A 14,447-nucleotide genomic window follows, 5' to 3' on the forward strand; every position below is an offset into this window, starting at 1 on the left:
CCCGACGCCGGACAAGACCGCCCGCATACCGCCGGAGTGACGGTCACATCTTCAACAGCCCCTTGGGGGTCCCCCCAAAGGCAGCTTTGGGGGAGGCTGAGGCGCGAACGGCCCCGCACAAGACGGGAAACCCCACACCCGGCGCCCCAGGGCGCGAGGCGCAAGCAACCCGCCTGGCACAGGCAACCCGGGAACAAAGGGCCCCCGGGACCAGGAACCCGCAGCGGGAGGCGCTTCCGCGTGTCACGCTGTGCTTGAGGCATATGACTCACCGCCGCCGTGGAGGGAACAGGCCGATGCGCCCCTCGCACGCCCAGCACGCTCCCCGTGCGCCGTTCGCCCTTCGATGCGCCCCGCGCCACCGGGGGTCCGTTCACCGTTTCGGCCCCCGCGAACGGCACCGGCGGAGGGCGGCGGGAGCGAAGATCGGGCCCCGGCATCCGTGGATGCCGGGGCCCTTCCTCCCCTGTGCTGACCCGGAGCCCCGAGCTCTCAGGGTCATTCCCGTCGGACCGTCTTCCCCGAGCGGCCCGCCTCCCGCAAAAGATCTCCCCGAGCCGGACGCCGCCAATCCTGGGGTGCGGTCACTCGATGGTGGGGTGTTGTCCGCCGTCAGCCGGGCAGGGCGCCGTATTCGAATAGGAGTTCGATAACTCCGATAGGCTGAGCGTATCGCGTACGGGTGACACGACGGGCCGCCGAGAGCGGGCAGCGGGCAGTCGGCGACGGGCGACAGAAGGGGGTGCGCACATGGTGCGCCGTATCGACGTGACCGGAACGGCCGGCACTCGCCTGGCCGCCTGGGAGTACGCGGATCCGCCCAAGCCCCAGGGCGCCGCCGCCCCCGGCGTACTCCTGCTTCACGGCCTGATGGGCCGCGCCTCCCACTGGGCGGCCACCGCGCGCTGGCTCTCCGACCGCTACCGCGCCGTCGCCCTCGACCAGCGCGGCCACGGCCGCAGCGACAAACCGGCCGACGGCCCGTTCACCCGGGAGGCGTTCGCCGCCGACGCCGAGGCCGCCGTGGAGAGCCTGGAGCTGGGTCCGGCGATCGTGATCGGTCACGCCATGGGCGCGCTCACGGCCTGGCGGCTGGCCGCCGAGCGCCCGGACCTGGTGCGGGCGCTGATCGTCTGCGATATGCGGGCCGCGCCGCCGGGCGCCGCTTCCCAGCGGGAGTGGGCGGAGTGGTTCCGCGCCTGGCCGGTGCCGTTCGCGACGCTCGCGGACGTACGGAAGTGGTTCGGCGAGGACGATCCGTGGGTGGAGCGCCCCAGCCCCGCCCGCGGCGACTTCTTCGCCGAGGTGATGGCGGAACGCGCCGACGGCTGGCGCCCGGCGTTCTCCCGCCGCCAGATGCTGAGGATCCGGGAGTCCTTCGTCCACGACGCGCACTGGGACGAGCTGGCCCGGGTCCGCTGTCCGACGCTCGTCGTCCGCGGCCCGGACGGCGAGCTGGGCCGGGCGGAGGCGCAGGAGATGGTCCGGGTCCTGCCCCGGGGCGCCTACGCGGAGGTCCCCGACGCGGGCCATCTCGCGCACTACGACCACCCGGCCCGCTGGCACGCGGCGATCGGGCCGTTCCTGGAGGAGTTGGACGAGGAGGCGTAGCGCGGCGCCTTTCGCGGCCGCGCCCGCGCCCCCTCCCCGACCTCATGGGGTCAGAACGAGAACACCACGCCCAGCGTCGCCGCCATCTCGCAGCCGTTGTTGTACGTACCGGACCAGGTGACCCGCTCGCCCCGCCAGACGCCGTCGGCGGTCACCGTCACGGGGGCGTACTCCCGGGTGCAGAGCGTCTGCGGCAGCGCCGACGGCAGGGCGCCGGGGTCGCCCCCGGCCGCCGCCAGCTCGCGGCAGGCGTCCTCGGGCGCGGGGTGGGTTCCGGTGGCGCGCGGGGCGCAGGAGAGGGTGACGGCGCGTTCGGCGACCGTGGCCGCGGGGCGCTCGCCCTCGCCGACGGTGAGGACGAGGGCCGAGGGCGCGTACAGCCCCCGGCTGTCGGCGAGCCGGTCGACGGGCCGATCGGCGGGCTGGGCGACCGGCTGGGCACCCGGCCGCGCGACGGGCTGGGCGACCGCCGTACTCAGCACGGTGCCACCGACGCCCAGCAGCAGCGCGGTGGCCGTGACGAACGTACTCCGCAGAGGCAGTTGACGCATGACGGGAGGACTCCTTCGCATCGAGGTCGCGCCGAGGGTGTGGTGCGGGACGCGACTGCGGACGGGAGTCTTGCGTATGCGTACGGTAATCGCATGTGCGCCGCCCGTTTCCGGTCGGGCGTCCCCCGAAAGTGGTGACCGAATGGTCGTTCGGGCAGCTCGCGGGGGGTGCGACGGGCGCGCGGACACGTTCCAGCATTCGGACGATCTTGACTTGTCCGTCCTGGAGCAACCGCCCCACCTGCGGTGACGCTCAGGCGGTACGTTCCTTCAGCCAAGCCGCTTCGACGAGAAACCGCCGCCCCGGTGCGGACCGGGGAGCGCTGTTCGACGCCGCCGCGTGAACCGCGCCGCCGGGCAGGGGCCGGGCGGCACGACGCGCGTTACGGTGCGATCGGCTTCCGCATCTCCTTACGGATCTTCGCCGTCGTCTCCGCCGCCTGTGCCAGGTCGACGGCCGTCGGCGCCAACGTGATCGCCTTCGGGTCCACGATCGCGACCGTCGCGCCCGTATTGCCGTCCGCCCAGGCGCACGCCGGAGTGGTGATCTTGATGTTGGCGGAGGTCGCCACGATGACCTGGCAGCTGACCGTCACATCCGAACCGGCCGGCTTGAAGTCCTTCGGAGGCACCGCGAGCCGGGAGTTCTTCTCCGAAGCGCTGCCCCGGAGCATCGCCTGGCGGGCCAGATCGGGCTGCTTGATCTGACCGTAGAGCCCCGACACGATCAGCGCGCCGTTCTGCGGACCGCCCACGGCGCTGTACTCCGCGACGACGGCCTTGGCGTTCTGGATCAGCGGATCCTCGGCCTCGATGGCCTTCCGGCCCAGCTCGGACATGTCATTGGTGAACTTGTACTTCCCGTCCACCAGCGTCGGCGGCATGGTCAGCCTGAACTCGGCCTTCGGGAAACCGTCGCTCTCCACCTCCGGCTCCGAACCGCCGCCGGAACCGCCGTCCGAACCGGAGGACGAGCCGCCGTCGGAACCGGCCGAGGTGTTCGACTTCGAGTCCTTCTTCGAACCCTTGTCGTCATCGCTGAAGAAGTCGTTGCCGAGCCAGGAGAGCACCAGCAGACCGGCGATCACCCCGGTGGCGATCAGGACCGTCTTGGCGGTCCGCCGACCCTTCTGGGGCGGGGGCGGAGGCGACGCCGGATGCTGAGGCGCGCCCCAGCCTCCCGGCCCGGCCCCCGGGCCGCCCTGCGGCGCCCCGAACGAGGGCGCCTGGGGTATCGGATGCGTCTGATCGGGCTGCGGCGGATAGCCGTACGACGGCGGAGTGCCGTACCCCTGGCCGGGCGGGCCCTGCGGAGCGCCGTAGCCCTGGCCGGGCTGGCCTTGCGGGGCACCGTACCCCGGGGCGCCGTAGCCCTGGGCGGGCGGGCCCTGCGGGGGGTAAGGAGCGGCGTAGGGATCCTGGTAGGGCGGCTGGGCGGGCGGCGGCGCGGGCTGCTGCTGGCCGTACGGGTCGCCGTACTGGCCGTGACCCTGGCCCTGACCTTGGCCGTACTGCCCGTAGCCGTCCTGCGGCTCGGGCTGCGGATCCTGCGGATGCGGAGGCGGCGGTGTCGACATACCCGTCAACCTACGACAGGTCGCCTCCCCCTGTGGGGTGCCTGGTCCTCAGGCGCCTGGTGCCGGGGTTCCTCGCGGCGTGCGAGGTGTTCGCGCCTCAACCTCCCCCAAAGCTGCCTTTGGGGGGACCCCCAGCGCCTTGGCCCTCCGGGTGAGGCCCACAACCCCGGGCCGCGCCCGGCGCCCTGATGTTGTTCGCGGTCCGCCCCACCATCGTGGCTGGTCGCGCAGTTCCCCGCGCCCCTGGTTGCCCTCCTCATCGCCCTGGCGAAGGGGGCGCCCTCCGGGGGGATGGGTAGTGCTTCCTCCGGAGGTGTTTCATCCGCGGCCCGGCTGTGGCTGGTCGCGCAGTTCCCCGCGCCCCTAAATGCTCTCCCCTGCACCGGGCCTGGAATAGGTCCCGGCCCCGGGGTGAGGGGCGGGGCGCTTTCGGAGGGCGGCGAAGGGGGCGACCAGGGGCGCGGGGAACTGCGCGACAAGCCAGCCACCCAGGCGCGGGTGGACCACAAACACCAGGTCGCACCCTTCCCCTCCCCGGGACGGGCTCCGGCCCCATGACGCATGTTCGGTCGGCGTGGTCGGGGGGTGCAGGGTCGCCCCCGCAACGGATGGCGGAAAAGAGACGGGTCTGCCTCTCAAGACCCTCACTTCCGCCGTCCGTGAGGAGGTGAGCCCGGAGGCCACCGACCCTCCCGACGCCGAACAAGACCGCCCGCATACCGCCGGAGTGACGGTCACATCTTCAACAGCCCCGCCGGCGACTGAGGCGCGAACCGCCCCGCACCAGGCGGGAAACCCCACACCAGGCGCCCGAGGCGCAAGGCGCAAGCAACCCGCCTGGCACAGGCAACCCGGGAACAAAGGGCCCGCGGCACCAGGAGCCCCACAGAGGGAGGCGCCCCGGCGCCAGGCGCCTGAGGACCAGGCACCCCACAGCGGGAGGCGCCCCCGCAGGCGCGGGGTCAGCGCTTGGCGACGAAGACGTGGGACGCGACGTCCGATTCCAGTTCCGCCGCCTCGCCGCCGCTGCCGACCAGGACTCCGCCCGCCGACTCCGTGACGCTGACGACCGAGCCGGGCTGGACGCCCGCGCGGCGGAGGGTGTACATGAGCTGGGCGTCGGTCTGGATGGGTTCGCCGATGCGGCGGACGACGACGGTCTTGCCCTCGGCGCCCGGGTCGAGGTCGGCGAGGGAGACCATGCCCGCGTCGAGGAAGGGGTCGGCTTCGGTCTTCTCGCCGAGTTCTTCCAGGCCGGGGATGGGGTTGCCGTAGGGGGATTCCGTGGGGTGGCGCAGCAGCTCCAGGACGCGGCGTTCCACCGCCTCGCTCATCACGTGTTCCCAGCGGCACGCCTCGGCGTGGACCTGTTCCCATTCCAGGCCGATGACGTCGACGAGGAGGCATTCCGCGAGCCGGTGCTTGCGCATGACCCGGGTCGCGAGCCGCCGGCCTTCCTCGGTCAGTTCGAGATGGCGGTCACCGGCGACCGTCACCAGTCCGTCGCGCTCCATTCGCGCGACGGTCTGGCTGACCGTCGGGCCGCTCTGGTCGAGCCGCTCGGCGATGCGGGCGCGCATAGGAACCACACCTTCCTCTTCCAGCTCGAGGATGGTGCGGAGGTACATCTCCGTTGTGTCGATCAAACCGGACATACGTGCCCCTCGAAGAATCGTGCGGTGCGGCCCCGGACTCAATTCTTACGCATCCCGCTGACAACCGTGCCGCACCCGTGAAAGCCACTGCCCGGGATACCGGGGTACGGGCGCACCACCAGGCGTGATACGGGCGCGCCCGCTCCCGGGAGGGGGGCGGACGGGCCGCGGGAAGGTTGGGGGAAGGGTACGGGAGGATGCCGCGCGCGGGGCCGCCGGGGACACAGGACCCGTGCGGAACCGCCTCACAACCCGCGCACCGCGCCGGTGAGAGCGTATTGACAGCGGAATGGTTTAGACCGCACCGTGATCCGCGGCCCGGGGTATTTCCCGGTGCTTTCCCAGGTGGCCGGTTCCCCGGCGCGGCATGTCGCGTCCGGTCCCGGCCGCCGAATTTCCCGGACTTTCTCCCGAAAGGGCTCGGCGATGAGCGAGAGCAAGCTGGCCGGTCGGTTCTTCGACGCGGCGATCGATCTGCTGGCACGCGTACGGAACGAGGAGTCGGAGAACATCACCGCGGCGGGTGCGGCGATCGCCGACACCGTCGCGGCCGGTGGCCGGCTCTTCGCGTTCGGCGCCGGGCATTCCTCCCTCGCCGCGCAGGACGTCGTCTACCGGGCCGGTGGCTTCGCGGTGATGAATCTGCTGGCCGTGCCGGGGGTGGTCGGGGTGGATGTGATCCCGGCGACGCTCGGTTCGGCGCTGGAGCGGGTCGAGGGTCTGGCCGGGGCCGTGCTGGACACGTCCCCGGCGAAGTCCGGCGACGTCCTGGTGATCATCTCCCTCTCGGGGCGGAACGCGCTGCCCGTGGAGATGGCGATGAACGCCCGCGCGCTGGGGATGAAGGTGATCGGGGTGACCTCGGTGGCGTACGCGGAGGAGACCAGGTCCCGGCATGTGTCGGGCTCGTTCCTGAAGGACCACTGCGATGTCGTACTCGACTCGAAGATCGCCATCGGGGACACGGTCCTCACCCATGACGCGATCGAGGCTCCCTTCTCGCCCGCGTCGACCGTGGTCACCAGCGCCCTGATGCAGGCCATGATGGCCGCCGCCGCCGAGAACCTGGCCGAGCGCGGGGTGGAGCCGCCGCTGCTGCGTTCGGGGAACGTGGACGGCGGTCACGAGTGGAACGGCCGGGTGATGACCGAGAACCGGGAGCGGATCTTCTACCGCCACGGCTGAGGCCGGGGGCGCGCGATTAATCGGTTGTGCGCGCCGCGGGGCGTTCCTAGGGTGAGGCGTACACGAGAGAGGAGGTGGTTCGGAGAATGTATGCATACCGGACGCGTGAGGTGACTGCGGGCTAGACGGCCTGCTGTCGCACTTGTGCCTCTTGGCAGTGCCTCTCGACAGGCCACCTGCCGCAATCCCAAGCAGTCACCGACCCGCGAGCTCGCCGGTACGTCCGGCCGGCTCCTCCGCGAGGAGGAACCCGAGCTCGCGGGTTTCTGCGTTGTGGTGCCCGCCCGGCCCCGTAGTGCCCGGCCGGCCCGGACCGGCCCCGCCGCTCAGGGCGCCAGGCGCTCGACCCGCCAGTGGCCCTCCGCCGCGCCGCCCGCCGCGTCCGCCGGGCGTTCCTTCTCGTAGGCGTACCGCAGCCGGTCGTGGAGCCGGTTCTCGTGGCCCTGCCAGAACTCGACGGCGTCCGGTACGACGCGGATCCCGCCCCACTCCGGCGGCACCGGGACCGGTTCCCCCGCCGGATAGCGTTCCGCCAGCTCCTCGAAGGCGTGGTGCAGCTCGTCCCGGGAGCCGATCACCGATGACTGCGGGCTCGCCCAGGCGCCCAGCCGGGAGCCGTGCGGGCGGGTACGGAAGTACGCGGCCGTCTCCTCCCGGCCGATCCGGGCGGCGGTGCCCGTCACGATCACCTGGCGGGCGATCGGATGCCAGGGGAAGAGCAGGGACACATACGGGTTCGCCGCGATCTCCCGGCCCTTGCGGGAGCCGTAGTTGGTGAAGAAGACGAAGCCCCTGGCGTCGTACTCCTTCAGCAGGACCGTCCGGGTCGACGGCCGTCCGGCGGTCGTCGATGTGGCCACGACGACGGCGTTCGGCTCCCGGAGACCGGCGGCGACGGCGTCGTGGAACCAGCGGGCGAACTGGTCCATCGGCGTCGCCGCCAGATCCTTCTCCAGCAGGGGTGTGGAGCGGTACTGCTCACGCATCACCGCGGGATCCGGGGTTACGGCGGCGGAGGCGTCGGGGACGGCGGCGGCGGCCGGGTCGGGCTCGGGGCGGGGTTCGGTCACGGGATCAATCCTGCCGTGGAGTCCGCCGCCGGGGCTCGTGGGGGCGGCGCGGAAGCCCGTACCGGGCGGAAGAAATCCTGTGTAGCGCGCAACGGTGCGGGGGAGAGTTTGCCCGCGGCCGATGAGCGGCAATCCTTCGGCCGGGGTGCCGGTCATCACGCTGACCACCGCTCCCACCTGCGACTATCGTGTCGGCTCCCCCGTCGCACCAGTATCGAACGGATGAGCAGCGTTCGTACGGGGCATCAACCGGGATGAACGGGATGAACGACGAACCCGTCGTACGCGTCCCGCCCGAGCCGACGCGTCACGAGCGTGAGGAGCCGCCTGATGTCCGACTTCGTACCCGGGCTCGAAGGAGTCGTCGCCTTCGAAACGGAGATCGCCGAACCCGACAAGGAAGGCGGCGCGCTCCGCTACCGGGGCGTCGACATCGAGGACCTCGTCGGCCAGGTCTCCTTCGGCAACGTCTGGGGTCTGCTGGTCGACGGCGCCTTCGATCCCGGCCTGCCGTCCGCCGAACCCTTCCCCATCCCGGTGCACTCCGGGGACATCCGGGTCGACGTCCAGTCGGCGCTGGCGATGCTGGCACCCGTCTGGGGGCTCAAGCCGCTGCTGGACATCGACGAGGCCCGGGCCAGGGACGATCTGGCCCGGGCGGCCGTGATGGCCCTGTCGTACGTGGCGCAGAGCGCCCGGGGCCAGGGGCTGCCGATGGTGCCGCAACGCGAGATCGACAAGGCGCGGTCCGTGGTCGAGCGCTTCATGATCCGCTGGCGCGGCGAGCCCGACCCCCGCCATGTCCGGGCGGTCGACGCGTACTGGACCTCGGCGGCGGAGCACGGCATGAACGCGTCCACGTTCACCGCCCGGGTCATCGCCTCCACCGGCGCCGATGTCGCCGCCGCGCTCTCCGGCGCCGTAGGCGCGATGTCCGGGCCGCTGCACGGGGGCGCGCCGTCGCGGGTACTCGGAATGATCGAGGAGATCGAGCGCACCGGCGACGCCACCGCCTTCGTACGGCGGGCCCTCGACAAGGGCGAACGGCTGATGGGCTTCGGACACCGGGTCTACCGGGCCGAGGACCCCCGGGCCCGGGTCCTGCGGCGGACCGCGAAAGAACTGGCGGCGCCGCGCTACGAGGTCGCCGAGGCGCTGGAGAAAGCGGCGCTGGAGGAACTGCGCAGCCGCCGCCCCGACCGGGTGCTGGAGACCAATGTCGAATTCTGGGCCGCGATCGTGCTCGACTTCGCGGAGGTCCCCGCGCACATGTTCACCTCGATGTTCACCTGCGCCCGTACGGCGGGCTGGTCGGCGCACATCCTGGAGCAGAAGCGCACGGGGCGGCTGGTCCGCCCGTCGGCCCGCTACATCGGCCCGGGTGTCCGCGACCCGCGCGATATCTCCGGCTTCGACGCCCTCCGCGCCCCGGACGCGCCCTGACCCCACGTGCGGAGGCAGTCCTCACACCGGACACGAAAGTGGGAAAAGACACCCGCCGCCGCGTCAGTGGACGGTGGAGCGGTGACGCTCTCCCTCAGCAGCCGTTCCTTACCGCGACGCCGGTCGACACCTCTCGAAGCGTGAAGAACAACTGCTCCGCCGTCCCGGGAAAGAAACGGTAGAGGCACGTACCGAACTCGGAGGCCCGCAGACGAACGGTGGGCCGACGAGGCGCTTCACGACCGAGAGGCAGCGACATGAGCGGTCCGGTACCGGACGACGACCTCGGAGGTGCTGAGCCGCTCGACGCGGGCATGTGCCCCTACGCCGCCACAGGCCGCGGGGACGCCGCCTCCGCCGACCGCGGGCCCGCCGACGGCCGGTCGGCAGCAGGCGGACGCGGCTACACCTTGGCCAAGGCACCAGGGGCCTGGCCGGTACTGGGACACGCCGGACGACTGCTACGAGACCCGCTGGCCTTCATGGAGTCATTGCCTTCGGTCGGCGATCTCGTACAGATCGGTGTCGGTCCGCTCACGGTGACCGTTGTCTGTCATCCGGACCTCGCCCACCACGTCATGCTCGACGACCGGACCTTCGACAAGGGCGGCTTCGTCTGGGACCGCATGCGGGAGGTCGTGGGCGACGGCGTGTCCACCGTCGGACGAGACAAGCACCGCCGTCAGCGGCGCATGCTCCAGCCGGCCTTCCGTCCCCAGGCCGTCCGCGCCTACGCGGCGGTCATGAGCGAGCAGGTCACCACGATGACGGCCAAGTGGCGGGACGGTGACATCCTGGACGTCCACCCGGAAACGGTCGCACTGAGCACCAGAATCGTCACCCGGACCATGTTCTCCACGTCCCTCGACGAGGGCACCCTCACAGAGGTGCGCGAAACGGTCGAGGAGATCGTGCGCAGCGGCTGCCGCCTCATGCTCGTCCCGCCCTCCCTGGACCGGCTGCCGACGCCCTTCCGGCGCCGCTTCAACCGGGCCAATGCCCGGTTCCGCGAGATCACCACAGGGCTTGTCCGCTCCTGTCGGGAGACCGGGATCAACCACGGCGATGTGCTCTCCCACCTCCTCTCGGGCCGCGACCGGCATGGCCGCCCATTGACCGACACAGAGATCTGCGACCAGGTCAGCAGCGTGTTCCTGGCGGGCGTCGAAACGACCGCCACCGTCATCGGCTGGGCGCTGCACCTGATGACGCGGCACCCGGACGTCCAGCGGCAGGTCCACGAGGAGGTCACCGCCGTACTCCAGGGAAGAGACCCCACGTGGGAGGACCTGCCCCGTCTCGTGTACACCCGTGCGGTGGTCTACGAAACGCTGCGCTACCGCACACCGGTGTGGCTGACGACACGCGTGACGACGGCTGACACGCTGCTGGGCGGCCACCGCATGGCCGCGGGCGGAGTCGTCGTACTCAGCCCTCACCTGATGCACTGCCGGCTCGGCCGCGATGGCGGTATCGGGCGCTTCGATCCGAAGCGATGGGTCGACACGGCCATGAACCCGCATGTCGCCGTGCACCAGACGGATACCTGGCAACCCTTCGGCATGGGACCGCGCCGCTGTATCGGCGACACGTACGGCCTCACCGAGGCCACCCTCGCGCTCGCATCGATCACTGCGCGATGGCACCTCGCCCCTGCTCCGGGTTCTGGTGTACGTACCGATGTGAAGGCCCTGGTGACGCCTGCTGACCTACGCATCCACCTCACCCGACGCCCCGAGGGCCCACCCGAGGTCACCGTGTGGCCCGCCCCTTGAGAACAGACAAACCCCGGCGGTGTTCCGCCGCCGCGCCGTTGCCCGGGCAGACGGTCGAAACCGGGCGCGGGTCGTGCGGGCGGTGGGGTCCGGACCGGCTCCCACGGCGAAACGGACCCGCGTGTCACACGGCGGCCACGACAGAGGGCGGCCGAGTCATGACGACGCGGTCATAGGTCTCGGGAGGTCGGGCCGGAGTGATCCCCTCCTTGCGGCCGACGGTCTCCAGGGCGGTCAGGACCCGTTCCAAGTGCTCGTCCGAGTGCGCGGCAGTGAGGGTCATGCGCAGGACCTCTCTCCCCTTCGCGACTCCGGGGTACGCGATGGGTCCGGTGAACACTCCGGCATCGCACAGGAGCCGCCAGACGCGGAAGCAGCGTTCCTGACCGCTCACCTTCACCGAGACGACAGGCGTGGTCGAAGGCGCGGTGTCGAAGCCGAGGGCGCGCAGCCCGTTGTGGAGCCGTTCGGCAAGGTCGAGGACGCGAGTCCTGCGGTGAGGTTCGGAGCGGAGGATGTCCAGAGCGGTCAGTGCGGCGGCCACGCTGCTGGGGGCCGCCGCCGCGGTGAACATGGCGGCGCGCGCCTGATGCCGCAGGAATCGGATCACGTTCGCGGGGCCGGCGACGACGCCGCCCACCGAGGCCAGGCTCTTGGACAGAGCGCTGGTGATCAGGTCCACGGGGACTCCGTAGTGTTCCGTCACGCCGGCTCCTGTCGCCCCCAGCACACCCAGATCGTGTGAGCTGTCCACGATCACGCGGGCTCCGTACGCGCGGGCGAGTTCGGTGACCACGGGCAAGTCGCAGACATCACCGTCCACGGAGAAGAGTCCGTCGACAAGAATGATCTTGGCTGCCCGATCGCCGGCGCGCGCCAGGCGCCGCTCCAGCTGGCCCATGTTCCGGTGTGCGTACTTGTACTCACTGGACCCGCCCAGTCGTACGGCCTCGCCCAGCGACACATGGTTGGACAGGTCGCTGAAGACCATGGTCTGTTCGTCGAGCAACGAGGCGAGCGCCAGATTGGCCTGGAATCCGGAGGGAAGGACGAGCGAGGCTTCATGGCCCAGGAACAAGGCCAGTTGCCTCTCCAGCTCCTCGTGCAGTTCGAGAGAGCCGTTGACGACGCGGGACCCTCCCAGCGATGTACCGAACCGGTGGACCGCGTCGGCCGCCGCCTCTCGCACTCGGGGATCCGCTGCCAGCCCCAGGTAGTCGTGCGAGGCGGTCATGATCAGTCTTCGGCCCTTGTGGAACACCTCGGAGCCGCCGTACCAGTCGGCGAAAGGGAGGTAGTAACTGTCACGTCCAGTGATCTTTAGGCGCTCCGGGGTCCAGGCCCGGCACTTTTCCAGTGCATCCAGCACAACGTCCTCCAACGTATCCGCACAGCACGCATGAGAAGAATTGTCGCGTGCCGGGATAATGCCGTGTCGACTCGGCGGCCTCGCCTGCGGCAAGACCCATTTGCTGTATTCATGGCTCATGACGACGGCACTGGTAACCGGCGCCAGCCGAGGAATCGGCCGTGCCCTCGCTCAGACGCTTGCCTCCTACGGGCACGACGTGGTGCTCGTCGCCAGGGACGCCGACGCCCTGAGTCGTGTGGGCCGCGAACTCGGGAATCGCTACGGGGTCAAGGTCTCGGCCTTGCCGGCCGACCTCGCGGCGCGGGACGACTTGGCTGTCGTGGCGGAAGCCGCGGCAACCGCGGATATCCTCGTCAACAACGCCGGGGCGGCGCTGGGCGCTCCTTTCAGCCGCACCGCTTGGGATGGGGACCGGAATAACGAGAACTCCATGCTCGCCCTCAATGTCACGGCCCCGACCCGCCTGATCCATGCCGCGCTGCCGGGGATGCGGGAGCGGGGATTCGGCCGCATCCTCAACATCGGGTCAGTGGCCGGAACCGGGCCGGTCTGGGCGGCCTCGACGTACGGTCCCAGCAAGGCCTACCTCCTCGGGCTGACGCAGTCGCTCGCCCTCTCCCGTGAAATCCGCGCATCGAATGTGCGCCTGACCTGCCTGGTACTGGGCCACGCGGTCTCGGAATTCCATGAAAAGGCGGGGCTCCCGCCGTCGCCGAGGATGCTCACTCTGCCTACCCGCTTCGTGGCGGATACCGCTGTCCGGGCGATCCATCGACGCCGCCCACCCATCGTGTATATCCCCGGGGTTCGTTACAAGGTTCTCAACTTCCTGCTGGCGCACGTACCAGGGGGCCTGATTCGGATTCCCGGACTGGTCACCGATCTCAGTATTGCCGAGAAATGACAGGCGCGTCCGACAAGCGGCGCGTTGCCTGTCGACCCGCCTTCATTCGGGCCAATGAGGGTCGACGGAGAGCGGGACCGCGAGGATGGCACGGTCCAACCTCTGCGAAGTCATGGGCATACGAAATGGTTGATCGGACGACTGCCGGGCCCGCGCCCGCGGGGGACTTCCGGATCGCTTCCGCACACGCCGGGCGGGGTCGCGCCGGGACGCGGGCGGTCGGACGTCTGGGCGACGTGCTCCGGCCGGCGGTCGGTCTGCTCACCTCGCCCCACAGCGTGGCGAGCTACCTGGAACTGGTCCGCCCCGCTCGGAGTCTCACCGAGACCCGGGCCAGGGTCGTCGGCATCGAGTACCCCATCTCGCGCGCCGTCACGCTCACCCTCCGTCCCGACTCGACCTGGAGCGGGCACCTGCCGGGACAGCACGTCGAGTTGGGGGTGGCCATCGAGGGCGCGCGCCATACGCGGCCGTTCTCCCTGGCTTCCAGCCCCGACCGGCCTGACGGACTGCTCGAGATCACCGCCACGTGCACGGGCGGGCCTGTCACCACCCATCTTCGCGAGGGGCTGCGTATCGGTACGACGCTCACGCTTTCCCCCGCACAAGGTGACTTCGTCCTGCCCGAGTACGCGCCGAACGGCCTGCTGTTCATCTGCGGCGGAAGCGGCATCACCCCCGTCATGTCGATGATCCGTACGCTGCGCGCGCGGGGACGGGAAGAGGCGGTCGCACTGCTGCACTACAGCCGCAACCAGGCCGAACAGCTGTACCGGCTGGAGACGCGGGAACTGGCTCGTCGGCACGACTCCCTGCAACTGATGACCGTCCACACCCGCGAGTCGGAAACGGCTTCCGCCTCCCACTTCGCCGAGCGCGACCTGAACGAGGTGCGGGACTACGCGAGTCGCGAGGTCTTCGTCTGCGGACCTGCCGGGCTGACTCGCGAGGTGACACGGTATTTCCGGGTCCATCACCCCCACAGCCGGGTCCGCTCCGAGTACTTCGTGTCTGTGGGGCCGAGAAGGAGCCGGCGGCCCCGCGACCACACGGTCGTCGAATTCGCCCGCAGTGGGTTCCGCGTCAGGGACAGTGGGGACTGCCTGCTGCGTCAGGCGGAGGAAGCGGGACTGAGCCCCGCGCACGGCTGCCGGCGGGGAGTGTGCCGCCGATGCGTGCACACCTTGATCAGCGGGACGGTCCGGGACCTGACGACCGGACTCACGGTGAGTGAACCGCGATCCGACATCCGGCTGTGCGTGAGCGTGCCCGACGACGACGTCGTGCTCGACCTGTGAAGCCGA

The 14,447-nt window shown here is 70.7% G+C and carries 11 protein-coding genes; 6 read left to right on the forward strand and 5 right to left on the reverse strand.

All coding sequences use genetic code 11. The features are described 5' to 3' along the window. Positions 1–750 precede the first annotated feature (750 nt). Positions 751–1,611 (forward strand): alpha/beta hydrolase, encoded by an 861-nt coding sequence (locus AB0G74_RS29345; protein WP_361152223.1) that lies wholly within the window; start codon positions 751–753, stop codon positions 1,609–1,611. 50 nt (positions 1,612–1,661) lie between these two features. Here the strand turns inward: AB0G74_RS29345 and AB0G74_RS29350 are convergent, their stop codons facing one another. From AB0G74_RS29350 to AB0G74_RS29360, 3 genes are all read right to left on the reverse strand, one after another. Further along, a complete protein-coding gene (locus AB0G74_RS29350) occupies positions 1,662–2,162 on the reverse strand; it encodes a subtilase-type protease inhibitor (RefSeq protein ID WP_361152226.1) in 501 nt (166 codons plus the stop codon). Positions 2,163–2,545: 383 nt separating this feature from the next. Then, positions 2,546–3,739: a hypothetical protein gene (locus AB0G74_RS29355; protein ID WP_361152229.1), complete on the reverse strand. Its 1,194-nt coding sequence runs from the start codon at positions 3,737–3,739 to the stop codon at positions 2,546–2,548. Positions 3,740–4,701: 962 nt separating this feature from the next. Then, on the reverse strand, positions 4,702–5,394 hold the full coding sequence (locus AB0G74_RS29360; RefSeq protein WP_358829146.1) for a metal-dependent transcriptional regulator: 693 nt from the start codon (positions 5,392–5,394) through the stop codon (positions 4,702–4,704). 426 nt (positions 5,395–5,820) lie between these two features. On the opposite strand from AB0G74_RS29360, the gene AB0G74_RS29365 reads away from it, so the two are divergent. Then, positions 5,821–6,579, forward strand: coding sequence for an SIS domain-containing protein (locus tag AB0G74_RS29365; protein WP_361152232.1), 759 nt, complete (start codon positions 5,821–5,823; stop codon positions 6,577–6,579). A 326-nt stretch (positions 6,580–6,905) separates the two neighbouring features. On the opposite strand, the gene pdxH is transcribed toward AB0G74_RS29365, so the two are convergent. After that, positions 6,906–7,565 (reverse strand): pyridoxamine 5'-phosphate oxidase, encoded by a 660-nt coding sequence (pdxH, locus tag AB0G74_RS29370; protein ID WP_361152323.1) that lies wholly within the window; start codon positions 7,563–7,565, stop codon positions 6,906–6,908. Between the two features lie 414 nt (positions 7,566–7,979). On the opposite strand from pdxH, the gene AB0G74_RS29375 reads away from it, so the two are divergent. Both AB0G74_RS29375 and AB0G74_RS29380 read left to right on the forward strand, forming a co-directional pair. After that, entirely contained in the window at positions 7,980–9,092 is a 1,113-nt protein-coding gene (locus AB0G74_RS29375) for a citrate synthase 2 (RefSeq protein ID WP_361152235.1), read from the forward strand. A gap of 257 nt (positions 9,093–9,349) precedes the next feature. Then, the gene (locus tag AB0G74_RS29380) at positions 9,350–10,867 is read left to right on the forward strand and encodes a cytochrome P450 (RefSeq protein WP_361152238.1); all 1,518 of its coding nucleotides are present in this window, start codon (positions 9,350–9,352) and stop codon (positions 10,865–10,867) included. Positions 10,868–10,991: 124 nt separating this feature from the next. Here AB0G74_RS29380 and AB0G74_RS29385 read toward each other — a convergent pair whose 3' ends face one another. After that, positions 10,992–12,236: a pyridoxal phosphate-dependent aminotransferase family protein gene (locus tag AB0G74_RS29385; RefSeq protein ID WP_361152241.1), complete on the reverse strand. Its 1,245-nt coding sequence runs from the start codon at positions 12,234–12,236 to the stop codon at positions 10,992–10,994. A 118-nt stretch (positions 12,237–12,354) separates the two neighbouring features. On the opposite strand from AB0G74_RS29385, the gene AB0G74_RS29390 reads away from it, so the two are divergent. Together AB0G74_RS29390 and AB0G74_RS29395 are read left to right on the forward strand one after the other, a co-directional pair. After that, positions 12,355–13,143 (forward strand): SDR family NAD(P)-dependent oxidoreductase, encoded by a 789-nt coding sequence (locus tag AB0G74_RS29390; RefSeq protein ID WP_361152244.1) that lies wholly within the window; start codon positions 12,355–12,357, stop codon positions 13,141–13,143. Positions 13,144–13,421: 278 nt separating this feature from the next. Then, positions 13,422–14,441 carry an iron-sulfur cluster-binding domain-containing protein gene (locus tag AB0G74_RS29395; protein ID WP_361152247.1) on the forward strand — a complete coding sequence of 340 codons (1,020 nt, stop codon included), beginning with the start codon at positions 13,422–13,424 and terminating at the stop codon, positions 14,439–14,441. Positions 14,442–14,447 lie beyond the last annotated feature (6 nt).

It is taken from the genome of Streptomyces sp. NPDC020875, from assembly GCF_040641415.1.
Classification (GTDB): domain Bacteria; phylum Actinomycetota; class Actinomycetes; order Streptomycetales; family Streptomycetaceae; genus Streptomyces.